The sequence below is a fragment of the Streptomyces sp. NBC_00005 genome (assembly GCF_045160215.1).
Lineage (GTDB): Bacteria > Actinomycetota > Actinomycetes > Streptomycetales > Streptomycetaceae > Streptomyces.
On the sequence record NZ_CP108316.1, the window covers coordinates 8,528,209 to 8,552,556 of the forward strand.

General features: G+C 71.7%; 23 protein-coding genes. 15 read left to right on the forward strand and 8 right to left on the reverse strand.

All coding sequences use genetic code 11. The features are described from left to right. The first annotated feature begins 2 nt into the window (after window positions 1-2). The 3 genes from OG303_RS38950 to OG303_RS38960 all read left to right on the forward strand — a co-directional run bounded on the left by OG303_RS38950 (window position 3) and on the right by OG303_RS38960 (window position 1,762). Complete coding sequence (locus tag OG303_RS38950; protein ID WP_405874541.1) at window positions 3-545, forward strand: sigma-70 family RNA polymerase sigma factor; 543 nt, start codon at window positions 3-5, stop codon at window positions 543-545. Further along, window positions 542-1,366 (forward strand): anti-sigma factor domain-containing protein, encoded by an 825-nt coding sequence (locus OG303_RS38955; RefSeq protein ID WP_405874543.1) that lies wholly within the window; start codon window positions 542-544, stop codon window positions 1,364-1,366. The genes OG303_RS38950 and OG303_RS38955 overlap by 4 nt, the downstream gene beginning before the upstream one ends. Window positions 1,367-1,492: 126 nt before the next feature. After that, on the forward strand, window positions 1,493-1,762 hold the full coding sequence (locus OG303_RS38960; RefSeq protein WP_405874544.1) for a hypothetical protein: 270 nt from the start codon (window positions 1,493-1,495) through the stop codon (window positions 1,760-1,762). A 214-nt stretch (window positions 1,763-1,976) separates the two neighbouring features. Here OG303_RS38960 and OG303_RS38965 read toward each other — a convergent pair whose 3' ends face one another. Both OG303_RS38965 and OG303_RS38970 read right to left on the reverse strand, forming a co-directional pair. Further along, window positions 1,977-2,759: an ABC transporter permease gene (locus tag OG303_RS38965; RefSeq protein ID WP_405874545.1), complete on the reverse strand. Its 783-nt coding sequence runs from the start codon at window positions 2,757-2,759 to the stop codon at window positions 1,977-1,979. Then, window positions 2,756-3,760, reverse strand: coding sequence for an ATP-binding cassette domain-containing protein (locus OG303_RS38970; RefSeq protein WP_405874546.1), 1,005 nt, complete (start codon window positions 3,758-3,760; stop codon window positions 2,756-2,758). The genes OG303_RS38965 and OG303_RS38970 overlap by 4 nt, the downstream gene beginning before the upstream one ends. A 63-nt stretch (window positions 3,761-3,823) precedes the next feature. Between OG303_RS38970 and OG303_RS38975 the strand changes: the two genes are divergently transcribed. Further along, a complete protein-coding gene (locus OG303_RS38975) occupies window positions 3,824-4,537 on the forward strand; it encodes a TetR/AcrR family transcriptional regulator (RefSeq protein ID WP_405874547.1) in 714 nt (237 codons plus the stop codon). An 87-nt stretch (window positions 4,538-4,624) separates the two neighbouring features. On the opposite strand, the gene OG303_RS38980 is transcribed toward OG303_RS38975, so the two are convergent. The 3 genes from OG303_RS38980 to hmgA are packed head-to-tail and all read right to left on the reverse strand — an operon-like array spanning window position 4,625 to window position 7,974. Then, on the reverse strand, window positions 4,625-5,785 hold the full coding sequence (locus OG303_RS38980; protein ID WP_405877690.1) for a type ISP restriction/modification enzyme: 1,161 nt from the start codon (window positions 5,783-5,785) through the stop codon (window positions 4,625-4,627). 26 nt (window positions 5,786-5,811) lie between these two features. Further along, window positions 5,812-6,561, reverse strand: a complete 750-nt coding sequence (locus tag OG303_RS38985) for a GntR family transcriptional regulator (protein WP_405874548.1) — start codon at window positions 6,559-6,561, stop codon at window positions 5,812-5,814. 27 nt (window positions 6,562-6,588) lie between these two features. Beyond that, complete coding sequence (gene hmgA / locus OG303_RS38990; RefSeq protein ID WP_405874549.1) at window positions 6,589-7,974, reverse strand: homogentisate 1,2-dioxygenase; 1,386 nt, start codon at window positions 7,972-7,974, stop codon at window positions 6,589-6,591. Between the two features lie 161 nt (window positions 7,975-8,135). On the opposite strand from hmgA, the gene OG303_RS38995 reads away from it, so the two are divergent. The 11 genes from OG303_RS38995 (at window position 8,136) to OG303_RS39045 (ending at window position 21,772) form a co-directional block, all read left to right on the forward strand. Next, the gene (locus OG303_RS38995; RefSeq protein WP_405874551.1) at window positions 8,136-8,750 is read left to right on the forward strand and encodes a hypothetical protein; all 615 of its coding nucleotides are present in this window, start codon (window positions 8,136-8,138) and stop codon (window positions 8,748-8,750) included. Next, window positions 8,747-9,364: a TetR family transcriptional regulator gene (locus tag OG303_RS39000; protein ID WP_405874552.1), complete on the forward strand. Its 618-nt coding sequence runs from the start codon at window positions 8,747-8,749 to the stop codon at window positions 9,362-9,364. The genes OG303_RS38995 and OG303_RS39000 overlap by 4 nt, the downstream gene beginning before the upstream one ends. Window positions 9,365-9,489: 125 nt before the next feature. Continuing rightward, window positions 9,490-11,742 (forward strand): molybdopterin oxidoreductase family protein, encoded by a 2,253-nt coding sequence (locus tag OG303_RS39005; RefSeq protein ID WP_405874554.1) that lies wholly within the window; start codon window positions 9,490-9,492, stop codon window positions 11,740-11,742. Window positions 11,743-11,876: 134 nt separating this feature from the next. Then, complete coding sequence (locus OG303_RS39010) at window positions 11,877-13,292, forward strand: CitMHS family transporter (RefSeq protein ID WP_405874556.1); 1,416 nt, start codon at window positions 11,877-11,879, stop codon at window positions 13,290-13,292. A 70-nt stretch (window positions 13,293-13,362) separates the two neighbouring features. Continuing rightward, window positions 13,363-14,607, forward strand: coding sequence for an MFS transporter (locus OG303_RS39015; RefSeq protein ID WP_405874557.1), 1,245 nt, complete (start codon window positions 13,363-13,365; stop codon window positions 14,605-14,607). 102 nt (window positions 14,608-14,709) lie between these two features. Further along, the gene (locus OG303_RS39020; RefSeq protein WP_405874558.1) at window positions 14,710-15,402 is read left to right on the forward strand and encodes a hypothetical protein; all 693 of its coding nucleotides are present in this window, start codon (window positions 14,710-14,712) and stop codon (window positions 15,400-15,402) included. Then, on the forward strand, window positions 15,392-16,102 hold the full coding sequence (locus tag OG303_RS39025; RefSeq protein ID WP_405874560.1) for a class F sortase: 711 nt from the start codon (window positions 15,392-15,394) through the stop codon (window positions 16,100-16,102). Before OG303_RS39020 ends, OG303_RS39025 begins: the two co-directional genes overlap by 11 nt. 181 nt (window positions 16,103-16,283) lie before the next feature. After that, entirely contained in the window at window positions 16,284-17,627 is a 1,344-nt protein-coding gene (locus tag OG303_RS39030) for an ABC transporter ATP-binding protein (RefSeq protein WP_405874561.1), read from the forward strand. A gap of 144 nt (window positions 17,628-17,771) precedes the next feature. Beyond that, entirely contained in the window at window positions 17,772-19,160 is a 1,389-nt protein-coding gene (locus OG303_RS39035; protein ID WP_405874562.1) for an aldehyde dehydrogenase family protein, read from the forward strand. Between the two features lie 11 nt (window positions 19,161-19,171). Next, on the forward strand, window positions 19,172-20,254 hold the full coding sequence (locus OG303_RS39040; RefSeq protein WP_405874563.1) for a zinc-binding dehydrogenase: 1,083 nt from the start codon (window positions 19,172-19,174) through the stop codon (window positions 20,252-20,254). A gap of 195 nt (window positions 20,255-20,449) precedes the next feature. Then, window positions 20,450-21,772, forward strand: coding sequence for an MFS transporter (locus OG303_RS39045; protein WP_405874564.1), 1,323 nt, complete (start codon window positions 20,450-20,452; stop codon window positions 21,770-21,772). Here OG303_RS39045 and OG303_RS39050 read toward each other — a convergent pair. The 3 genes from OG303_RS39050 to OG303_RS39060 all read right to left on the reverse strand — a co-directional run bounded on the left by OG303_RS39050 (window position 21,764) and on the right by OG303_RS39060 (window position 24,307). Next, window positions 21,764-22,729: a DMT family transporter gene (locus OG303_RS39050; protein WP_405874565.1), complete on the reverse strand. Its 966-nt coding sequence runs from the start codon at window positions 22,727-22,729 to the stop codon at window positions 21,764-21,766. The genes OG303_RS39045 and OG303_RS39050 overlap by 9 nt on opposite strands. A 179-nt stretch (window positions 22,730-22,908) precedes the next feature. Then, a complete protein-coding gene (locus tag OG303_RS39055) occupies window positions 22,909-23,619 on the reverse strand; it encodes an ArsR/SmtB family transcription factor (protein ID WP_405874566.1) in 711 nt (236 codons plus the stop codon). 46 nt (window positions 23,620-23,665) lie between these two features. After that, window positions 23,666-24,307: a TetR/AcrR family transcriptional regulator gene (locus OG303_RS39060; protein ID WP_405874567.1), complete on the reverse strand. Its 642-nt coding sequence runs from the start codon at window positions 24,305-24,307 to the stop codon at window positions 23,666-23,668. Window positions 24,308-24,348 lie beyond the last annotated feature (41 nt).

Below are 24,348 nucleotides of genomic sequence, written 5' to 3' on the forward strand. Positions count from 1 at the left end.
GAGTGGAGGCGGACGAGCTTCTGGTGCTCGTGGCTGGGGGCGACCAGAAGGCATTCGAGGAGCTGTACGGGCTGGTGTCCGGTCCGGTGTTCGGACTGGTCCGACGCGTCGTACGGGATCCCGCGCAGTCGGAGGAGGTGGCCCAGGAAGTGCTCCTCGAACTCTGGCGGTCCGCCGCGCGGTTCGACCCCGGACGAGGCAGCGCGCTGTCCTGGGTCCTCACCCTCGCCCATCGCCGGGCCGTGGACCGGGTGCGCAGCGCCCGCGCGGCCGGCGAGCGCGAACAGCGCGAGGCACGCCGGGCCCACCACACAGCTTTCGACCAGGTCACCGAGGAGGTCGAGGCGGGCCTCGAACGCGAGTGGGTACGCCGCTGTCTTGACCGTCTGACGGCCCTGCAGCGCCAGTCCGTCACCCTCGCCTACTACGACGGCTACACGTACCGTGAAGTGGCCGAGCGGCTCTCGCTGCCGCTGGGCACCGTCAAGACCCGTATGCGCGATGGACTCACCCAGCTGCGCAAGTGCCTGGGAGGTGTCGCATGAGTCTCCTCGACCGACTGCTGCGCCGCGGGGACCTGCACTCGCTCGCCGCGCCCTACGCGCTCGACGCACTGGAGCCCGCCGAGCGGGTCCGCTTCGAGCGGCACCTCAAGAAGTGCGACCGCTGTGCCGCCGAGGTGCGCGCCCTGTCCGAGGACGCCGTCCGGCTCGCCTGGTCGACGGCCGCTGCGCCGCCGCTCGCGATGCGCGACCGGGTGCTGGCCGCCGTACGCGCCACTCCGCAGGCACCGGGGCCGATGCGGGAGCGGGAGCACACGCCCCAGCTGCCGCCGCACGTGTGGGGCACGCAGCCGCCGCCTGGACGCTCCCGTGCGCCTCGCGAGCGCCGCCCCCTCTTCGTCCCGTTCGCCACCGCGACGGCAGCCGCGGCCCTCGTCGTCGCCTCGCTCTTCGCCGTGCAGGCCAACGAGGCCCGGGACAAGCTGGACGCCGCACAGGCTCAGTCACGTGAGATCGCCCACGTTCTCGCAGCTCCCGACGCACGCGCGACCGCCGGGAAGGACACCCGGGGCCGAAGTATCGGAGTGGTCGCCTCCGCATCGGAGGGGCGGGCCGTCGTCACCCTGAGCGGATACGGCGCCCTGCCCAGCGGACGGGTGCACCAGCTGTGGCTCATGCGCCCCGATGCGCAACCGCGCTCCCTGGGGCTCTTCAAGGAGGGCGACACGCCCCTGGTCGCCACCGGCCTCAACAAGACGGCCACATCACTCGCTGTGACCGTCGAGCCCGACGGGGGCTCACCGCAGCCCACCAGCCAGCCGGTTGTCCAACTCGCCCTGAAATCGGTTGGATTCGGAGAGTGACCATGGACGCTTCGTCAACACCCTTACGGGGAAGGTGAATCCTGTGACCGCGATACACGAGTGCCCCGAGGGAGCGATAGGGTTACCCTGCCCGGGCCGGGTGGACTCGTACGGGTGGGGAGTGACATGGAACAGATAACAGTGCGCAGCAGGGCGAGGGTCCCTGCGATCACCTACGGGAGCAGCGCGACCAGTTCGCGCCTCGACCGCCATCTCTCAGTGCTGGGTGGTCCTGCCGTCCCGCAGCGGGAGGCGGCTGAGGCGACCTTGCTGATGCGTGAGCTGACCGCGCGTGACACCCCGCGTGAGCGCAGCGCCAGGGGAGCGCGCATCAGCCGTGTTCTGCTCTTCGCGCCGCTGCGTCGGCTGCGCCGTTCGCTGTTCGGCGGGCGCTGAGCGACAGGCGCACTTCGCGGGCCCGTGCTCGGGTGACCGCACCGTCCCGGCGCATCGCTGCGAACTCGGCGTCCGTCATCCCCACGGCACTGCAGCGATGTCCAGGTGCGACACCCGGGCGCGGGCCCGCGTTCCCTTCCCTGCCGCGTCCCCGCCCGGCAGTGAAGGGTCTCCATCCCCCTCGGACCCCAACTCCCCTCGAAGGGGGGAGCGTTCATCCCTCGCCGCGCGTGTACCTCCGTACCGCGAGCGGCAGGAACACGGCGATCAGCACGGCGCACCACATCAGTGACCCGGCGACCGGGTGTGCCACCGGCCAGGCAGCGTCCCCCGGCACCGACGCATTGCCGAACAGCTCCCGCAGGGCCGTCGTCACCGCACTGATCGGATTCCACTCGGCCACCGTGCGCAGCCAGCCCGGCAGACCCTCGGTGGGGATGTACGCGTTGGACAGCAGCGGCAGCATGAAGGTCGCCCCGCCCAGCTGACCGGCCGCCTCCTCGCTCCGGGTGAGCAGGCCGAGGAAGATCCCGATCCACGTCGTCGCGAACCGGAACAGCAGCAACAGGCCCACGGCGCCCACCGCTTCGAGCGCGCTGCCCTCGACCCGCCACCCCACCGCGAGTCCCACCAGCAGGAACGGCACCATCCCGGCTGCCGTGACCAGGACGTCCGCCACGGCCTGGCCGAGCGGTACGGCCGCCCGGCTGATCGGCAGCGTCCGGAACCGGTCCATGACGCCCCGGTGCGCGTCCTGGGCGGCCTGGAACATGCCGGTCATGATCCCGTTCGCGGCCGTCGCCACCAGCAGCCCCGGCACCAGGAACGACCGGTACTCCCCGCCCGGCATCGCCAGCGCGCTGCCGAAGACGTAGCCGAAGAACAGCAGCATGGTGATCGGCATCGTCTGGGAGAGGATCTGCAACCCCGGGTTGTTCCGCATCCGCCGCAGCTGACGGCCCAGCAGCGCGGTGCCGTCGTACGCCAACGTGCTCATGCCGCACGCTCCTTGTCGTCGATGGAGTCGATGGAGCTCGTGGAGCCGGTGGAGTCCGTGGAGTCGGCCGGGTCGCCGGCGGTGAGTCGGATGAAGACGTCGTCGAGTGTCGGCGGTCGCAGGCTCGCGTCGAGCAACGGCACACCCGCGGCGTCGAGTTCGCGCACCAGCCGGGGCAGCGTGAGCGTGCGGTCCCTGGTGATCGCGCCGACGGCGTGCCGCTCGTGGTCGAACGACGGCTCGGCGCCCGTGAGTTGGTCCACAACCCCCGCCGCCTTCGTCATCACGTCCGCATCCGCGACGACGACTTCGACATACGTCCCGATGAGCGCCTTGAACTGCGCCGGCGACCCCGTGTGCGCCACCCGCCCCCGGTCCACCAGGGCGATGTCGTCGGCGAGTTGGTCGGCCTCCTCCAGGTACTGCGTGGTCAGCAGCACCGTCGTGCCCTCGGCCGTCAGCGCGCGCACGGCCTCCCAGATCAGACCGCGGCTGACCGGGTCGAGCCCGGTCGTCGGCTCGTCCAGGAACAGCACGTCGGGACGGCGGATCAGGCTCGCCGCCAGGTCGAGGCGGCGGCGCATCCCGCCCGAGTAGGTGGACGCGGGCCGGCCCGCCGCCTCGGCCAGGCCGAACCGGTCGAGGAGCTCGTCGGCGCGCCGCCCGGGCGCCCGCACCCGGTGCAGCCGCGCGAACAGCTGCAGGTTCTCGCGGCCCGTGAGGTCGCCGTCGACCGACGCGTACTGCCCCGTGACGCCGATCCTGCGCCGTACGGCCGCGGGCTCCCGGACGAGGTCGTGCCCCGCGATCCGCGCCGAGCCCGCGTCCGGCCGCAGCAGCGTCGTCAGCAGGCGTACGGCCGTCGTCTTGCCCGCGCCGTTCGGGCCGAGGATGCCGCAGACCGTGCCCTCCGCGACCGCGAGATCCAGGCCCTGGACGGCACGGACGTCCCCGAACCGCTTCTCCAGGCCTTCACTAAGTACAGCGTACGTAGTAGTCATGGGTCGACCATAGCGCACTACGTACGCTGTACGTAACTAGGATGGAGGCCGAGGTGATGATCCATGGCGGGCCGAGCGGCCGTACCCGAAGTGATCTGGGCTCGTCCCGAGCGGGCGGGCCGGGGGCCGAGGCCGGCGTACACCCGCGCCGACATCGCGGCGGCGGCGGTGAGGATCGCCGACGCGGACGGGCTCGACGGGGTGTCGATGCGGCATGTCGCGGCCGAACTGGGCTGCGGGACCATGTCGCTGTACAACTACGTCCCCCGTAAGGAGGACCTGTACGAGCTGATGGTGGACGCGGTCAGCGGCGAGCACGAGGAGTGGGAGCCCAGCGGGGACTGGCGGGCCGACATGCGCCGGGTCGCCCAGCAGACACGGGCGTTGATGCACCGGCATCCGTGGATGACGCGGCTGATGTCACCGGTCTACGGCTTCAGCCCGAACGCCCTGCGCTACCTGGAGCACTGCCTGGCCTGCCTGGATCCGCTCGAGGCGCGCTACGGCATGAAGATGCAACTGGTCGGGATGCTGAACGGGTGCGTGACCTCGTTCGCCGCGACCGAGCTGGCCGCCGCCGAGCGGACGCATTCGCTGCCGTGGTCGGCGGAGGAGGAGAACGCCGTACGGATCGCCTACCTCGGCAGCCAGGTCGCCGGTGGGGCCTATCCGAGGATGGCCGCGGCGTTCACGGAGGACCCGGGGCCGATCGATCTCGACGGGGCCTTCGATTTGATGCTGGACCGGATGCTGGACGCGTTTGCGCCGCCGGGGTGAGCTTTCGTCGGCGGGCGGGTTCGTTGCGGCTGGTCGCGCTCGCGCGGCGGAGCCGCAGATCGACACGCCCCGCGCCCCTGAAGGGGCTCACAGCAGCGCGAACTGGCCTTCTGGACCTTCCTCGTGGTGATCCAGGACCGACGCCGGTCTGCGGGCCGTCTCCGGCACCGGGAGCACCCCCGCCTTGTGCAGCTCGGACGCCGTGACGGGAGCCGTCACCGTCAACTCCTCCTGCTGCGGGCGCAGTTCCGCCAGCAGGGCCAGGACCGTGATCAGCGCCAGCAGCTCCGAGGTCCACGACTGCGGCCAGGTCACCGGACGGATCGCCGCCAGGACTCCCGGCTCGGCCTCGGCCGCGCGGGTGGCGAACCACTGCTCCAGGACCCGGACGCCGGCCGCCTCGAAGTCCCAAGCCTCGGGCGGCACGGGGGAGATGCGGCCCTCGTCCAGCAACAGGGTCTCCTCGTCACGGTCGTAGTCGATCGTGAAGGGGCGTGAGGGCAGTGGGGTGCGGACGTACGGGCGGCGGCCTCCCGGCAGCTTGGGGCGGTCGCCGTCCCGGCGCATCAGCCAGAGGATGCGTCGGCCCAACTCCACGCCGTGCGACCAGAGTTCCGCGTCCTCGGTGAGCGGGACCGTGAGGTCCGGCCGTACTGTCGCCATGGTCCAGGCGAGGAGGTCCGAGGGGGCGGGGGAGTGGCCGAGACGGGTGCTCAGGTGGTCCACGAGGCCCGGGGCCAGATTGGGTTCCGTGCCGCCGGGGCGGCGGTAGAGGGGGCGGATGCGGCCGGGGCGCAGCAGCGGGAGGTGGGACGTGGCGAGGAGCTGCGGGCCACCCGTCTGTGAGGGCGTCTCCACGACGAAGACCTGCTGTTCGTCCGCCACCCGCCACAGCTCCGGGCGGGCCGCGTCGATCAGCCGGTGATCCGGGATCAGCCACTGCTCGTCGAAGGGGGCGTGCAGGACGCGCACCGGCTGCGGGCAGGAGCCCGAGGCGCGGATCAGCTTGTCCGTGCCGCTCGACTGGCCCGGCAGCTGGCTGACCGCCGAGTGCAGCGTGCGCGAGCGGGTCGGCTCGAACAGGGCCTCCCGGTCCGGGCCTTCGGCCTTCAGCAGGGCGTCCCAGCGGGCTTTCAGGGATGCCGCGTCGGGACCCGTCGGCCACCCCCGGCCGAGCCGCGGCGGTGCGACGGACCACGGCATGAGGTCCGCCAGCAGCGGAGCGTCGTCGTGCGTCACGCTGGGCATCGTAACGTCGGGCACGGACAGTGGTCTCAGGTGGCGTCCAGGGTCACCGTGAAGGAGAAGCGGTCGCCGCGGTAGTGGATCACCGCCGCGTCCAGGACTCGTCCGGCCGCGTCGTACGTCACGCCCGTGTAGTGCAGGATCGGGCTGAGCAGCGGGACTTGGAGCAGACGTGCCGTCTCCGGGTCGGCCAGGCGGGCCTCCACCGTGTCCGTGATGCGGCTGATGTCCGCCCCCACGACGTCCCGCAGCACCTTGGTCATCGGCCAGCGCACCAGGTCGTCCGGGTCGATGCGCGCGGCCAGTTCGGGACGGACGTAGTTACGGGCGTGGTTGGTCGGCTCGCCCGTCTTCTCGTCGCTGCGCAGGCGGTGGTACGTGGCCACCTCCTCCATCTCCGGGAAGTACTCGGCGAGTTCGGGCGGCACGGGTGCCTCGCCGTGCTCCAGCAGTTCCGTCACCATCCCGGACTGCTGGGCCACGATCGCGTCCACCGAGCCGAGCAGGCGGACCGGGGCGCCCCGTCGCGCCTGCGATTCGATGAACGTGCCCCGGCGGCGGTGCCGCGTGATCAGGCCCTCTTCCTCCAGCTCCTTCAGTGCCTGCCGCATGGTCAGCACGCTCACGCCGTAGTGCCCCGCCAACTGCTCCTCGGTGGGCAGCCGCAGCGGGTCCCGGGGCGAGCGGCCGAGTATCGAGGCGCGCAGCGACTGCGACACCTGGTACCAGAGCGGCAGCTTGCGGTTCAGGACGATCGAGTCGGGGGCGAAGGAGGTCACGGGGCCATCCGTACCGGTAGTGAATCTTCAGTGCAAGGGGCGGAAGTGCCGCTCGAGGCCCTGCCAGACGTCGTCGTAGCGCTGCTGCAGGTGGTCCGCGTGCGCCGCGTGCGGGGTGAGCGTCACCGGCCAGCGCGTCTCGAACATGAACGCCAGACCGTCGTCCACCCTCTGCGGCTTCAGCTCGGCCGCGCTCGCCCGGTCGAACGTCTCCCGGTCCGGACCGTGCGCCGACATCATGTTGTGCAGCGAACCGCCGCCCGGGACGAAGCCTCCCTTTCCGGCCGTCTTCGCGTCGTACGCGCCCTCGATCAGGCCCATGTACTCGCTCATCACGTTCCGGTGGAAGTACGGCGGCCGGAAGGTGTCCTCGCCCACCAGCCAGCGCGGCGCGAAGACCACGAAGTCGACGCCGGCCAGGCCCGGGGTGTCCGACGGGGACGTCAGCACCGTGAAGATCGACGGGTCGGGGTGGTCGTAGGAGATGGTGCCGATGACGTTGAAGCGGCGCAGGTCGTAGACGTACGGCACATGGTTGCCGTGCCAGGCGACCACGTCGAGCGGCGAGTGTTCGTACGTGGCCGTCCAGAGGTTGCCGCAGAACTTGTTCACCACCTCCACCGGGCCCTCGACGTCCTCGTACGCGGCGACAGGAGCCTGGAAGTCGCGAGCATTGGCGAGGCCGTTGGCGCCGATCGGGCCGAGGTCGGGGAGCTGGAAGGGAGCGCCGTAGTTCTCGCACACATAACCGCGGGCGGTCGGGCTCTGCCCGCCATCGGACCCAGCGTCCAGGAGCTCCACACGGAGGCGCACCCCACGAGGAATCAGCGCCACATGTCCCGGCTCCACATGTAGCAGCCCGAACTCGGTGCGCAGCAGCAGCCCGCCGTGCTCCGGGACGATCAGCAGTTCGCCGTCCGCGTCGCTGAAGACGCGGTCCATCGAGGAGTCCGCGTGATACAGGTGCACCGCCATGCCGGTGCGCTGGGTCGCGTCGCCGTTGCCGCCCAGGGTCCACAGGCCCGCGAGGAAGTCCGTGCCGGCCGGCGGCGCGGGGAGCGGGTTCCAGCGCAGGCGGTTCGGGTCGGGCACCGATTCGGTGAACGGGGCCGTACGGATCGCGCCGTTGTCCGTGCGCGTGAACGCCGGGTGCGCGGCCGACGGGCGGATGCGGTAGAGCCAGGAGCGGCGGTTGTGGGCCCGCGGCTCGGTGAACGCCGTACCGCTGAGCTGTTCCGGGTACAGCCCGAGAGGAGCGCGCTGCGGCGAGTTGCGGCCCTCGGGCAGGGCGCCGGGCACGGCCTCGGAGCTGTGCTCGTTGCCGAAGCCGGAGAGGTAGGTCAGCCCCTCGGCCGTCTTGCGCGCTCCCTCACGCTCGAACCCGCTCGCGCGGGAGGCACCCCCATCGCTCATGATCGCTCCCTTGCGCACTGATGCGGTCCTATTCCTATGCATCACCGTAGGATTGCGGTTTCCCGCGCGCAAGGGGGCCACCGGACCTCCTCACCAGGGAGGAACGAGAACCAGACTCCAGGGGGATCCGGCTGTCGGACCGGTGTTCTAGTCTCCCGGGCATGTCGTGGACGCGGGGCCTCCTTGCCGCGCTCGCGGTCTGTGTCCTGCTGCTGACCGGATCCGCGAGCTGCGGCTCCAGTGATGCGCACGAAGGGACGGGCGGGAAGAACGGGGAGTCGTCCTCGCCGGTGGGCAAGCTCCTGGACGACACGGACAAGGAGGGGCGGCACTACCGCGAGGTGGAGAAGAAGGGCGCGCCCGAGGTCGGCATCGAGGTGCAGCCGGACGTCCACGACACCTGGGACGTCCGCCTGACCGTCCACAACTTCCGCTTCTCTCCCGGCGGCGCCAAGCCGCGGGCGGTGGCAGGCCGGGGCGTCGCCTACCTCTTCGTCGACGACCGCCTCGTCGCCCGGCTCCGCGGCCTCACGTACCGCCTCCCCGCCAAGCTCGTCCCGCGCGGCACCCACCACGTCACCGCCCGGCTGTACGCCGACGACGGCACCGTGTGGGCCGTGAAGGGCGACCCCGTCGAGAGCACGGCCGACATCACCGCGTCGGAGGCGGCGGGGACGCCGGGAGCCACCGCGGACACGACCGCACTGAGTGCACCTGACACCTATTCGCGTACCGGGGGGCGAGGTTCTCCTGGCCGCGCCGGAGAGGCATCATGAAGCCCGTGCCCCACGCGACATCGCTACGCCGAGCCCCCGTGCAGCGACGCAGTGCAGAACGGCTCACCAGGATTCTCGACGCCTGCGCCGACCTCCTCGACGAGGTCGGCTACGACGCTCTGAGTACCCGGGCCGTGGCCCTGCGCGCCGGAGTCCCCATCGGCTCGGTCTACCGATTCTTCGGCAACAAGCGGCAGATGGCCGACGCGCTCGCGCAGCGCAACCTCGAACGCTTCACCGAGCAGGTCACCGCGCGGCTGGGGTCGGCGGGCGAGGGTGGCTGGCGCTCGGCGATGGACGCCGTCCTCGACGAGTACCTGGCCATGAAGCGCACGGCGCCCGGCTTCTCCCTCGTCGACTTCGGCAACCAGATCCCGGTCGGCGCCCGCAGTGCCGAACCCAACCACCGCGTCGCCGACCGCCTCACCGGCCTGCTCTCCGGCCATCTCGACCGGGAGCCGGACGACGATCTGCGCCGCACCTTCCTCATCGCCGTGGAGACCGCCGACACCCTGGTCCACCTGGCCTTCAGGGTGGCGCCCGACGGCGACGCGAAGATCATCGAGGAGGCGCGGGAGCTGCTGCGGGCGTATCTGGCGCGGGTGCTGGACTGAGAGCCGCCCGCGCGCCACGGCTCGCGGATTTCCGACCTCACCCCCGAAGAGGCCTCCCCTCCGTCCATACCGGTCGGTATGCTCGGTCGCACGAGCGTCACCGTCGTCGCCCACCGGGAGGACCCGTGTCCCGCACCGCCCTGCGTATCTGCCCTCTGTGCGAGGCCACCTGCGGGCTGACCCTCACCATCGAGGGGACCCGTGTCACCGGTGCCCGCGGTGATCGCGAGGACGTGTTCAGCAAGGGGTTCATCTGTCCCAAGGGAGCGTCCTTCGGCGCCGTCGACGGCGACCCCGACCGGCTGCGCACCCCGCTCGTGCGCAAGGACGGCGAGCTGCGCGAGGCCACCTGGGCGGAGGCCTTCGACGCCGTCGCCGCCGGCCTGCGCCCGGTCGTCGAGCGGTACGGCCCGAACTCCGTCGGCGTCGTCCTCGGCAACCCCAACGTGCACACCATGGCCGGCGCCCTCTACCCGCCGGTGCTGCTCGCCGGCCTCGGCACCCGCAGCGTCTTCACCGCGTCCACGGTCGACCAGATGCCCAAGCACGTCTCCAGCGGACTGCTCTACGGCGATGCCAACGCCATCCCCGTGCCGGACCTGGACCACACCGACCATCTGCTCCTCATCGGTGCCAACCCCCTTGAGTCCAACGGGAGTCTGTGCACCGCCCCCGACTTCCCGGGCAAGCTCAAGGCCCTCAAGGCCCGCGGCGGCACCCTCACCGTCATCGACCCGCGCCGCACCCGCACCGCCAAGCTCGCCGACCGGCACCTCGCGATCCGCCCCGGCACCGACGCGCTCCTCCTCGCGGCGATGACGTACGTCCTGTTCGAGGAAGGCCTCGTGGATCCGGGGGAGTTGACCCCGCACCTCCAGGGCCTCGACGAACTGCGCGAAGCGGTACGGGACTTCACTCCCGAGGCCGTCGCCGCGGCCTGCGACGTGGACGCCGGCGTGACGCGCGCCCTCGCCCGCGAACTCGCCGCCGCACCCACCGCCGCCGTATACGGCCGCATCGGCAGCTGCACCGTTCCGTACGGCACCCTCGGCAGCTGGCTGGTCGACGTCCTGAACATCCTCACCGGCAACCTCGACCGTCCCGGCGGTGCCCTCTTCCCGCAGGCGGCCACCGACCGGACGCCCCGCCCGGCCGGCCCGAGCCACGGCTTCACGCTCGGCCGCTGGCACTCCCGGGTGAGCCAACATCCCGAGGCCAAGGGTGAGTTGCCGCTCTCCGCGCTCGCCGAGGAGATCGACACCGCGACAACGGAGGGCGAACCGGTCCGTGCCCTCATCGCCGTCGCCGCCAACCCCGTGCTGTCCGCGCCCGACGGCGACCGGCTCGACAAGGCCCTGGACTCCCTGGACTTCATGGTCAGCGTCGACCCCTACCTCAACGAGACCTCGCGCCACGCGCACGTCGTCCTGCCGCCGCCCCCGCCCTCCCAGAGCCCGCACCACGACTTCGCCTTCAACACCCTCGCCGTGCGCAACCAGGTCCGCTACAACCGCCCCGCCGTACCCCTGGAGCCCGGCCGCATGGCCGAGACCGAGATCCTCGCCCGGCTGACCCTGGCGGCGACCGGCATGCACGGCACCGACCCGTCGGCCGTCGACGAGCTGGTCATCGGCCAGACCCTCGGCAAGGCGGTCAAGGATCCGCATTCCCCGGTGCACGGCCGCGACCCGAAGGAGGTCGCCGCACAGCTCACCGGCGTGAGCGGTCCCGAGCGGCGGCTCGACATGATGGTGCGCCTGGGCCCCTACGGCGACGGCTTCGGCGTACGGCCGGACGGGCTGAGCCTGGAGCGCATGCTCGCGCACCCGCACGGCATCGACCTCGGGCCGCTGAGGTCCCGCCTCCCGCAGCCGCTGAAGACCAGGAGCGGCAAGGTCGAGCTGCTGCCGCAGCCGATCGCCGACGACCTGCCCAGGCTGAGGTGTGCCCTGGACGAGCTCCCCGACGGACTCGTCCTCGTCGGCCGCCGGCACCTGCGCTCCAACAACAGCTGGATGCACAACGTCCCCGCCCTCACCGGTGGCACCAACCGCTGCACCCTGCACATCCACCCCGAGGACGCCGAGCGGCTCGGAGTGCGGGACGGGGCCGCCGTGCGCGTGAAGGGCGCCGGGGGAGAGGTGACCGCCCCCGCGGAGGTCACCGACGGGGTGCGCCCGGGCGTGGTGAGCCTGCCGCACGGATGGGGCCACAACCGGCCCGGCACCCGGATGAGCCACGCCGCCACCGACCCCGGCGTCAACGTCAACCAGCTCCTCGACGGCAGCCTGCTCGACCCGCTCTCTGGCAACGCTGTCCTCAACGGAGTGCCGGTGGAAATCACCCCGGCGGCCGAAATGGTCATGCCGCTGACCTGAGCAAAGCCCTGACCTGGAGTATTGCGCTTATTGCTCGCGCGTCAACGTCTTGTTAACGCCGTTTGAACGGACCTAACGTCATCGGACCGCCTGCCCCGGTGGGATGTTCAAGGGCGAACGTTAGGTATCCACTCATGCTGACCATCCTCGGCTTCGCCATGATCGCGACCTTCCTGGTCCTGATCATGCTGAAGAAGATGTCGCCGATCGCGGCGCTCGTGCTGATCCCGGCACTGTTCTGTGTCTTCGTCGGTAAGGGCGCCAAGCTCGGCGACTACGTCATCGACGGCGTCACCAGCCTCGCCCCCACCGCGGCGATGCTCATGTTCGCGATCGTCTACTTCGGTGTGATGATCGATGTCGGCCTCTTCGACCCGATCGTTCGGGGAATCCTGAAGTTCTGCAAGGCCGACCCGGTCCGCATCGTCGTCGGTACGGCCCTGCTCGCCGCGATCGTCTCGCTCGACGGCGACGGCTCCACCACCTTCATGATCACCGTCTCGGCGATGTACCCGCTGTACAAGCGCCTGAAGATGAGCCTGGTCGTGATGACCGGTGTCGCCGCCATGGCCAACGGCGTGATGAACACCCTGCCGTGGGGCGGCCCGACCGCCCGCGCCGCCACCGCGCTCAAGCTCGACGCGAGCGACATCTTCGTCCCGATGATCCCGGCGCTCGCCATGGGCCTGGTGTTCGTGATCGCCCTCTCGTACGTCCTCGGGCGCCGCGAGCGCAAGCGGCTCGGCGTGCTGACGCTGGACGAGGTGCTGGTCGAGGAGAAGGAGACCGAGACGGTCCTCGTGGGCGCCGGCTCGGGTTCGGGTTCGGGCAAGGACGCCAAGCGCACCACCGGCGGTTCGGGCTCCGGCACGGACGCCCCTGCCGCGGACGACGACGAGGACGAGGGCTTCCAGGGCCTCGACCCCCACCGGGCCACCCTGCGCCCCAAGCTGTACTGGTTCAACGCGCTGCTCACGGTGGTCCTTCTCACCGCCATGATCATGGAGTGGCTGCCGATCCCGGTGCTGTTCCTGCTCGGCGCCGCGACCGCGCTCACCGTCAACTTCCCGCACATGCCCGACCAGAAGGCCCGCCTCGGCGCGCACGCCGAGAACGTTCTGAACGTCTCCGGCATGGTCTTCGCCGCCGCCGTCTTCACCGGCGTCCTGCAGGGCACCGGCATGGTCGACCACATGGCCAAGTGGCTCGTCGACAACGTCCCCGACGGCATGGGCCCGCACATGGCCTTCGTCACCGGCATCCTGAGCATCCCGCTCACGTATTTCATGTCGAACGACGGCTTCTACTTCGGCATCCTCCCGGTGCTCGCCGAGGCCGGCCAGGCCCACGGGGTCTCCTCGCTGGAGATCGCCCGCGCCTCCCTCATCGCCCAGCCGCTGCACATGTCGAGCCCGCTCGTCCCGGCCGTGTACGTCCTGGTCGGCATGGCCAAGGTCGAGTTCGGCGACCACACCAGGTTCGTGGTGAAGTGGGCCCTGCTCACCTCACTCGTGATCCTGGGGGCAGGAATCCTGTTCGGCATCATCTGACCTTCCGGACAAGGGAGTTCGGCCGGACAGGGGAGTTCGGCCGGACCAGGGAACTCAGGAGGACTTCACCATGAGGCCCGGTGGGAACCGCGGCTGGCTGCTCCGCCTCGTCATCGCCTTCGGCTTCGCGCAGGGGGCGGTGTCGATGGCCCGGCCCGCCGTCTCCTACCGGGCCCTCGCGCTGGGCGCCGACGAGCGGGCGGTCGGCGTCATCGCGGGCGTCTACGCCCTTCTCCCGCTCTTCGCCGCCGTACCGCTGGGCCGCCGCACCGACCACGGCCGCTGCGCACCCCTGCTGCCGGTCGGCGTGGTCCTGATAGCGGGCGGCTGCGCACTGAGCGGCATGGCGGGCTCCCTCTGGGCGATGGCGGTCTGGAGCGGGGTGATGGGCCTGGGGCACCTCTGCTTCGTGATCGGCGCCCAGTCGCTCGTCGCCCGCCAGTCCGCCCCGCACGAACAGGACCGCAACTTCGGCCACTTCACCATCGGTGCCTCGCTCGGCCAGCTGGTCGGCCCGATCGCGGCGGGCGCGCTGATCGGCGGCCCGGACATGGCGGGCACCAGCGCGCTGGCCCTCGTGGTGGCGGGCGCGGGCGCCGCGGTCGCGTTCACCTCGCTGTGGCGCATCGAGGACCGTACGGCGGTCAAGTCCCGTACCGCACAAGGCGACCGTGTCCCGGTCGGCGGCATCCTGCGCGCCCGGGGCGTGCCCGCCGGCATGCTCATCAGCCTCTCGGTGCTGTCGGCCACCGACGTCCTCACCGCTTATCTGCCGGTGGTCGGCGAGCACCGGGGCATCGCGCCGTCGGTGGTCGGTGTGCTGCTCAGCCTGCGCGCGGGGGCCACCATCGCCTGCCGCCTGGTCCTCACGCCGCTGCTGCGGCTGCTCGGCCGGCCGGCCCTGCTCACCGTGACCTGCCTGCTGGCGGCCGTGCTGTGCGCCGGGGTCGCGGTGCCGATGCCGGTGTGGGCGCTCGGCGTGCTGCTGGCCGCCCTCGGGTTCTGCCTCGGCGTCGGCCAGCCGCTGTCCATGACGACCGTCGTCCAGGCCGCGCCCGACGGCGCCCGCTCCACGGCCCTCGCCCTGCGTCTGACCGGCAACCGCCTCGGCCAGGTCGCCGCGCCCGCCGCCGCGGGGCTGGTCGCGGGCGTCGCGGGAGTGGCGGCACCGTTCGTGATGCTCGGGGCCCTGCTGTTGCTCTCGGCGGGCAGCGCTCTGCGGGCGCCGGCCGCCCCCGGCGGCGGGCAGGTGGCCCGGACCGCTTCCGACGGGCGCCCGGCCGGAGCGCCGTTGCGCCGGTCGAGCGATATCTGACGGCGCGTCGGGCGGAGCTGCCGCAGGGCACCGCGTGGATGTGAAAGAGAGTCAGGTGAAAGAGCGATTTGTATGAAAATCGTCTGACTCGGAGGAACGTCCATGCCCAGCTTGATGCCCCCGTCCGCCGGCGCCCGTCTCGGAGCCGCGGCCCTCACCGTACTCACCGCGGCCGGAGCCTCCTGGTTCACGACGTCGGCCGCTGTGGCCGCCCCCGGCGACGGTGCCGACATCAGGATCCACAATGAGCGGGTGCCCTACGGTGTCTCGAAGGACGACCCCAACGTCTGCAGGTTCTACCTCGACGCCGTGAACTTCGGCACGCTGACGAGTGTCGAATACACCATCACGGCGCAGCCCCCGCTGCCCACTGCCGCCACCGTGAGCGGCACGATCTCCCTCGCCGGCGGCGCCGGTCACACCGACACGCTGGGGCTGGCCGACGGCAGATACACGCTCCAGTGGATCATCCCGCCGACCGTTCCGCCCACCACGCCGGTCGCCCCGCCCAGGGTGAAGGTCTTCACTGTCGACTGCCACAGCAGGCAGGACCAGGACAGGGGGCAGCAGGGCCCCAACCGTACGATCGAGGACCACGGCCGCCAGGACGGCGCCGCGGGTGGCCACGAGGGCGGCGGGCCGAAGGGCGGCGTCCACGCCGGCGGCGGCGGCCTCGTCGACACCGTGCAGGCGTACACCCCGCTGAGCGCGGCGGCGGGCGTCGGGCTGGTCGCGGTCGGCGGCGCCATCTACGTCCGCACGCTGCTGCGCCGCCGCTCGCACGGTGCCGCGTAGACGCAGACGCAGGCCCTGGTACCGGACCCGCGCCTACCGCCTCACCAGGACGGCCCTGATCGTGGCCGTCCTGGTGACGGTCGTCCGGTGCGGGGGGCACCACCACCCGGTCGCGCCCGTCCAGGCCGGGGGTCCGGCGCCCGCCGAGGCGCCTGCCGACCCGGCCCCCGGCGCCGCCGACGGGCGCCCCCGGGCCGCCGAGCGGACCCCGTCGGCCAAGCCCGCCCCGCCGCCCCGGCCACTGCCCCGGTCGCCGGCGACCACCCTGCGCGTACCGTCTCTGGGCATCGACTCGCCGGTCATCGGCGTGCGGGTCGGCGCCGACCGGCAGCTCGGCACCCCGCCGCTCGACAAACCCAAGCTCGTCGGCTGGTACCAGGACGGGCCCTCGCCCGGCGAAACCGGCACCGCCATCGCCGTCGGCCACCGCGACACGAGGACCGGCGCCGCGGTCTTCGCCGCCCTCGCGCAGGTGCGCGCGGGCAAGACGATCGAGGCCCGGCGCGCCGACGGCCGCACCGCGGTCTACACCGTGGACCGCGTACGGGTCTTCGACAAGGCCCGCTTCCCCGACAAGGAGGTCTACGGGCCCAGCAAGCGCCCCGAGTTGCGGATGCTCACCTGCGGCGGACTGTTCAACCGCAGGACGGGCTACACCAGCAACGTCGTCGTGTTCGCCCATCTGACCGCGACCCGCTGACCGGCTGAATCGGCGCATCCGCTTTCTCGCTGGGCGGAACGCGGGGCCCGATTCCGTCGTGTGTCTTCCCCCGAGTGCGCACGGTCCGTTAACTTCCGTGACTCACAGCCCGTACGACCCGCACGGGCCATTCGACCGCGGAGCATCAACCTTCGCGGAGTACGCCCCCGGGGGCAGTGCCATGACACGCGCCATCTCTCTGCACGACGTGAGCAAGACCTACACGCGAGGCGTTCGCGTGGTGGACCGGCTGTCGTTGGACATCCGGCCCGGTGAGTTCCTCGTGCTGGTCGGGCCTTCCGGCTGCGGCAAATCCACCGTGCTCAGAATGATCGCCGGGCTGGAGGAGATCACGGAGGGCCGGCTGCTGCTGGACGACGACTACTCCAACGACCTGCTCCCGTCCGAGCGGAACATGGCGATGGTGTTCCAGAACTTCGCCCTCTATCCGAACATGACGAGCCGCGGCAACATCGGCTTCCCGCTGCGCGTCGAGAACCCCGGCGAGGACCCGCGCCCCCGCGTGGACGCTACCGCCCGCATGCTCGGCATCGAGGACCTCCTCGACCGCTTCCCCAGCCAGCTCTCCGGCGGCGAACGCCAGCGCGTCGCCATGGGCCGGGCCATCGCCCGCCATCCCTCCGCCTTCCTGATGGACGAGCCGCTGTCCAACCTCGACGCCAAGCTGCGCAACCACCTGCGGGCCGAAATCTCCAGACTCACCCGCGAGTTGGGCGTCACCACGGTGTACGTCACCCACGACCAGGCCGAGGCCATGTCGCTCGGCGACCGGGTCGCCGTGCTGCGCGGCGGCGTGCTCCAGCAGCTGGGCACACCGCGCGTGGTGTACGCCCTGCCCCGCAACGTCTTTGTCGCCGCCTTCATCGGCACCCCGCGCATCAACCTGCTGCGCGGTCTGGTCCGGGCCCCGCTCGACGGCGCGATGACCATCAGCCTCGGCAAGCAGTACCTGCGGCTGCCCGAACCCCTTTCCCTGGACCACCAGTTGCTGCGCGTGCAGCAGGGCCGGGAGGTGATCGTCGGGCTGCGCTCGGAGGCCGTCCGCATCGCCAAGCGCTCCTCCGCCCGGCCCGGCGAGGTGCCGATCACCGGCCTGGTGGAGCACGTGGAGTTCCAGGGTCACGAGGTCCTCGTCCACTTCAACACCGGCTCCCAGCCCGCCGTCGTACCGGATCTCGAGGCCCCGCACCCCGCCTCCCGGCCCTCCCGGCGCCGCCGCAGGGAGGGCGGCCCGACCGTCCTGGAGCGCATCCGGGAGCGGGCGGGAGCCCTGCGCGCCGGTCCGGTGGTGGTCATGGACGACCCGGCGGACGGCCATGCCGAGTCCGCCTCCGCCGAGGTCCGCCTCCCGGGCGACCTGGTGGTCCGCACCACCCCCGACATCGAACTCCGCCACGGCATGCAGGTCCCCCTCCTCGTCGACATCGCCCACCTGTTCGTCTTCGATCAGCACGGCGAACGCATCTGCCCGTCCCCGGCACGGCTGCCGGACCTGGAGCAGTAGGGGCCCGCCGCCCGCGAGGCCCCTGTGGTTCTCCGCGACGCCCCTGGCGAGGGGGCGTCTGGCGTCCGAAAACTATCGCCGCTAGTTTGTGTGGCTGTCGGTAGGTTGTCACGCGGACGACGCACCCCGCCCCGGAGGAGCACGATGAAGGCACACGACGGCATGTACATCGACGGCGCCTGGCGCCCGGCCGCGGGCAGCGACACGATCGAGGTCCTCAACCCCGTCGACGAGCAGGTCGTCGGCCGGGTCCCGGCGGGTACCGCCGAGGACGTCGACCACGCCGTACGGGCCGCTCGCGCCGCCCTCCCGGCCTGGGCCGCGACGCCTCCCACCGAGCGCGCCGCCCGCCTGTCCGCCCTCCGGGACGGCCTCGTGGCCCGCCAGGACGAGATCGCCGAGACGGTCACCGCCGAGCTCGGCTCGCCCCTGAAGTTCTCGCAGAACGTCCATGCCGCCGTACCGATCGCGGTCGCGGGCTCGTACGCCGAGCTGGCGGCGACGTACGCCTTCGAGGAGAAGGCCGGCAACTCCACCGTCCACCTGGAGCCGGTCGGTGTGGTCGGAGCGATCACGCCCTGGAACTACCCCCTCCACCAGATCGTCGCCAAGGTCGCCCCGGCGCTCGCCGCGGGCTGCACGGTGGTGCTGAAGCCCGCCGAGGACACCCCGCTGGTCGCCCAGCTCTTCGCCGAGGCGGTCCACGAGGCGGGTGTCCCCGCAGGGGTGTTCAACCTGGTCACCGGCCTCGGCCCGGTCGCCGGCCAGGCCCTCGCCGAGCACCCGGACGTCGACCTGGTCTCCTTCACCGGCTCCACGGCGGTCGGCCGACAGATCGGCGCGACGGCGGGCGCCGCCATCAAGAAGGTCGCCCTGGAGCTGGGCGGCAAGTCGGCCAACGTCATCCTGCCGAGCGCCGACCTGGCCAAGGCGGTCAACGTCGGCGTCGCCAACGTCATGTCCAACTCCGGCCAGACGTGCAGCGCCTGGACCCGGATGCTCGTGCACCGCGACCAGTACGAGGAGGCGGTCGAACTGGCCGCCACCGCCGCCGCCAAGTACGGCGACCGTATCGGCCCGGTGGTGAACGCCAAACAGCAGGCGCGGGTGCGGAGTTACATCGACAAGGGCGTGGCGGAGGGCGCGCGGCTGGTCGCCGGCGGCCTCGAATCCCCGCGCGAGCAGGGCTACTTCGTCTCCCCGACCGTCTTCGCCGACGTCACCCCCGACATGACGATCGCCCAGGAGGAGATCTTCGGCCCGGTCCTGTCCATCCTCCGCTACGAGGACGAGGAGGACGCCCTGCGCATCGCCAACGGCACGGTCTACGGCCTCGCGGGTGCCGTCTGGGCCGGCGACCAGGCCGAGGCCGTGGCCTTCGCCCGCCGTCTGGAGACCGGCCAGGTCGACATCAACGGCGGCCGCTTCAACCCCCTTGCCCCCTTCGGCGGTTACAAGCAGTCGGGCGTCGGCCGCGAACTCGGCACGCACGGCCTGTCCGAGTACCTGCAGACCAAGTCCCTTCAGTTCTGAGGAGCCTTCCCATGGTTCGCGCAGCAGTCCTTCCCGCCGTGGGCGCCCCCTTGGAGATCACCGAGATCGACCTCCCGGACCCCGGCCCCGGCCAGGTCCGCGTCCGTCTCGCCGCCGCCGGGGTGTGCCACTCCGACCTGTCCCTGACCAACGGCACCATGCGGGTACCGGTCCCCGCCGTCCTCGGCCACGAGGGCGCCGGCACGGTCGTCGCCGTCGGCGAAGGCGTCACCCATGTCTCGCCCGGTGCCGAGGTCGTCCTCAACTGGGCTCCGTCCTGCGGCAGTTGCCACGCCTGTTCGCTCGGCGAGGTGTGGCTGTGCGCCAACGCCCTGAACGGCGCCGCCGACGTGTACGCCCACCGCTCCTCGGACGGCTGTGACCTCCACCCCGGCCTGAACGTCGCCGCGTTCGCCGAGGAGACGGTCGTGTCGGCGGGCTGTGTCCTGCCCCTGCCCGAAGGCATCCCGCTCACCGACGCGGCCCTCCTGGGCTGCGCGGTCCTCACCGGCTACGGCGCCGTCCACCACTCGGCGCAGGTCAGGGCGGGCGAGACGGTCGCCGTGTACGGCGTCGGGGGAGTGGGCCTGGCGGCGCTCCAGGCGGCCCGGATCGCGGGGGCCGCGCGCATCGTCGCCGTCGATGTCTCCCCGGAGAAGGAGGAGTTGGCGCGCGGCGCGGGCGCCACGGACTACGTCCTCGCCTCCGAGACGACGGCCCGCGAGATCCGGGGCCTGACGGACAAGCAGGGTGTCGACGTCGCGATCGAGTGCGTGGGCCGTGCGTCGACGATCCGCACGGCCTGGGACTCCACCCGCCGCGGCGGCCGCACCACGGTGGTCGGCATCGGCGGCAAGGACCAACAGGTCACCTTCAACGCCCTGGAGATCTTCCACTGGGGCAGGACCCTGGCCGGCTGCGTGTACGGCAACTCGGACCCGGCGACCGACCTGCCGGTCCTGGCCGAACACGTACGGGCGGGCCGCCTGGACCTGGGCGCACTGGTCACGGAGCGGATCGGCCTGGACGGGATCCCGGCGGCGTTCGAGAACATGCTGGCGGGGAAGGGCGGCAGGGCGCTGGTGACTTTCTGACCGGCCGGCCCTTTCAGCGGCCGGGTTTTCTCAGCCCGTCCGGCGCTTGAGGACGAGGCCGTTCAGGCCGATCGGGCACCTGGGCGTGGAGCCCCCAGGTGCCCCGTACAACCACCGTGCACACCCGTTGACCCCATACCGTCTGGTCAGTATGTTCCCGGGAACGTCCCCACGCACCCACCGGAGTGTGCACGCATGGACATGGCCCCCTCCGCTCACCCCGCCACAACGACCGCCCTCCCCACGGTCAACCGGCGCCGCGTCGCCACGACGGCGGCCCTCGCCTCCGCCGTCGAGTGGTACGACTACTTCGTCTTCGGCATAGCCGCCGCCCTCGTCCTGGGCGACCTGTATTTCCCGGCCGGCAGCTCCACCGCCGGAGTGCTGGCCGCCTTCGCCACCTTCGCCGTCGGCTTCCTGGCCCGCCCGATCGGCGGCATCGTCGCGGGTCAGCTCGGCGACAAGCGGGGCCGCAAGCCGATGCTGGTCCTCGCGCTCACGCTCATGGGCGTCGCCACCACCGGCATCGGCCTGCTCCCGACGTACGACACGATCGGCGTCGCCGCCCCGATCCTGCTCGTCCTGCTGCGCGTCGTGCAGGGCGTCGCGGTCGGCGCGCAGTGGGGCGGCGCGATGCTGCTGGCCACCGAGTACGCCCCCGAGGGCAAGCGCGGTGTCTACGGCAGCTTCGTCCAACTCGGCGTCCCCATCGGCGTGGTGACTGCCAACACGGTCTTCCTGCTGGCCGGGGCGTTCACCACCGACGCCGAGTTCGCCGCCTGGGGCTGGCGTCTGCCCTTCCTGGTCGGCCTGTTCGTCCTCGTCCTCGCCTGGTACATCCACCGGCACGTCGAGGAGACCCCCGAATTCCGGCAGGCCGAACGGGAGTTGGCCGAGAAGGAGAAGACCGAACAGAACTCGCCCCTGCGCACGATCCTGCGCGAGCACCTCGGCACCGTGTTCCTCGCCGGCGGCTCCTTCGCCGTGAACACCGCGACGTTCTACATCCTGATCACCGGAGTCCTCGACTACACGACCCGTGACCTCGGCATGAAGCGGGACGCGGTGCTCACCGTCTCCCTCTGCGTCAGCCTCACCCAGCTCGTGCTGATCCCGGCCGCCGCCGCCCTCTCCGACCGCGTCGGCCGCATCCGGATCTACGCGTTCGGCGCGGCCGGCATCGCCCTGTGGGCCGTACCGATGTTCTTGCTGATCGACACGGGCTCACTGCTGTGGCTGGCGGTCGGCACGTTCGTCGCCGGCTGTTTCCTCAGCATCATGTACGGCCCCCAGGCCGCCCTGTTCGCCGAGCTGTTCACGCCCGAGATGCGCTACACGGGCGCCTCCCTCGGCTACCAGATCGCGGCGGTGCTCGGCGGTGGCCTCGCACCCTTCGTGATGGTGCTGCTGCTGGAGGCGACGGGCACCTCGATGGCGGTCTCCGGCTACATCATCGCCCTCGCGGTGATCGCCCTGCTGTCCATCAAGGTCCTTGCGGGCAGGGTGGGTTCACGCTGATTCCGGCGCGCCCTCGGGTTGCGGCTCCGGAGCCTGATCCGGCGCCGCGACCCGGGCGGCGGCCCTCGGCCGGGACCGCGACACCGCCACACCCGCCAGGCACAGCACACCGCCCGCCAGCGTGAGCAGACCCGGCACCTCGCCGAGCGCCAGCCACGACATCAGGACGACCAGCGCGGGCACCGCGTACGTGGTCGCGCCCATGCGGCTTGCGGTCGTACGGGCGAGGGCGTACGCCCAGGTGGTGAAGGCGAGGGCGGTGGGGAACACGCCCAGATAGACCATGTTGAGGGTCGCGGAGGCCGGAGCGTGACCCGCCTCGCTCACGAGCTGCCCGGCGAACGGCAGACAGCCCACCGCCCCGACCAGACACCCGAACGTCGTCACCTGCAGCGCACTCGCCCTCCCCAGGGCCGGCTTCTGCGCGACGACTCCCGCGGCGTAACCGACCGCGGCGAGCAGGCACAGCACCACTCCCAGCACCGACGAGCCGCCGCCCCCCGACATCGACAGCCCGACCGCCACGGCCCCCGCGAACGACACCGCCATCCCCGCCAGCAGCCGGGGCGGCATCGGATCCCCGAGCAGCCGTGCACCGAGCAGGGCGATGAGGACGGGGCCGATGTTCACCACCAGGGCGGCGGTACCGGCGTCCACCTGCTGCTCGGCCCAGTTCAGGGCCACCATGTAGAAGCCGAACCACAACACCCCGGATATCGCGATCCCCCGCCAGGCGGCCTTCGGCGGCACCCCTTCCCGCCGTACGACACAAATGATCCCCAGCGCCAACGCCCCGGCCAGCAACCGACCGAGTGCCAACGCCCCCGGCGAGTACGCGTCCCCCGCACTGCGGATCGACACAAAGGCAGAGGCCCACAACACGACAGTGACCACAGCAGCACCGGCGGCCAGCAGTTCAGCACGGCGGGCGGGCCCGGTCGGGGAGACGTTCATCATGCTCCAGAGGCTAGGAGGGGAGGGAGAACGAGGCTCGCGATTTTCGGACGCGGCACTGGCAGCGCCCCTTCAGGGGCGCGGGGCTGTATCGATGTGCGGCTCCGCCGCGTGGGCGCGCCCACCCTCAACCCACCCGCACCAGGCACACCACACCCCCCCCACCCCCGTAGCCACCCACCTCACCGCAACACCCCCGCCGAAATGCCCAGCAGCTCCCCCAACACCCGCTCCCCCGACGGAGTCACCTTCACGGCCCGCCCCGACCCGATCCGCGCACACCACCCCGCGTCCAGCGCATGCCGGCAAAACGCCGCCCCCGCGACCCCGGCGAGATGCGGCCGCCGCTCGGTCCAGTCGAGGCACCCCCGGGCCAACGGCCGCCGCCCCGTGCGCCGAAGCCCGATACCGGCGGTGTCGAACCACCGCACCCCCGTGTCCGTCAGCGCGAACCCCGTGTCCTGACGCAGCAGTCCGCGCAGCGTCAACGCATCGGTGACCGCGATCCCGAGCCGCCCGGCCAGGTGGTCGTAGCACGTACGACCCCGCGCCATCGCCGCCCCGGCGCTCGACTCCCGCAGACTCCGCGGCCGTACGACCTCACCGGGGTTCACCTGCGCGGCCAGGTCCTCGACCAGCTGGGCGATCCGTGCGTCGGCGAGGCGGACGTAGCGGTGCCGGCCCTGCCGTTCCTGGGTGAGCAACCCGCCTGCGACGAGCTTGCTCAGGTGCTCGCTCACCGTCGACACGGCGACCCCCGCGTGGCGCGCCAGTTCAGTGGCGGTCCACGCCCGCCCGTCGAGCAGTGCCAGCAGACACGAAGCCCGCGTCTCGTCGGCGATCAGCCCGGCGAGCCGGGCCAGCTGCGGTGCCTGCGGATCGCTGGTGGTCATGCGTCCCAGCATGCGCCACGGACACTTCGGCGCCCGCCGAACCGTCCTACGAGGTCCGCCGAGCCTGCTCGTACTGCTGCACCAGCCCGTCGAGGAGCGCCGTGAGGCCCGTCTCGAAGGCCCGCTCGTCGATCTTCTCCTGCTGTTCCGAGAGCAGGTGGGCCTGTCCGAGGTGGGGGTAGTCGGCGGGGTCGTAGGCGCTCTCGTCGTCCACGAAGCCCCCGGCGAAGGAGCCGAGCGCGGAGCCCATGATGAAGTACCGCATCAGCGCGCCGATGGAGGTGGCCTGCGCGGGCGGCCAGCCGGCGTCGACCATCGCGCCGTACACCGCGTCCGCGAGGCGCAGCCCGGCCGGGCGGCGGCCGGGCCCGCTGGCGAGGACGGGGACGATGTTCGGGTGGTCGCGCAGGGCGCTTCGGTAGGAGACGGCCCAGTCGTGCAGCGCGGTCCGCCACTCCCTGCCGTCCTCGAACATCGACAGGTCGACCTGCGCACTCACCGAGTCGGCGACCGCCTCGAGGATCTCGTCCTTGGTGCTGAAGTGGTTGTAGAGCGAGGGCCCGCTCACCCCGAGCTCCGCGGCGAGCCGACGCGTGGAGACGGCCGCGAGACCCTCCGCGTCCACCAGCGCGCGTGCCGTCTCGACGATGCGGTCGGTGCTGAGCAAGGGCTTGCGCGGTCGGGCCATGGCGCACATAGTAGGGCTGCGACTGGAAACTAGCAGTGCTA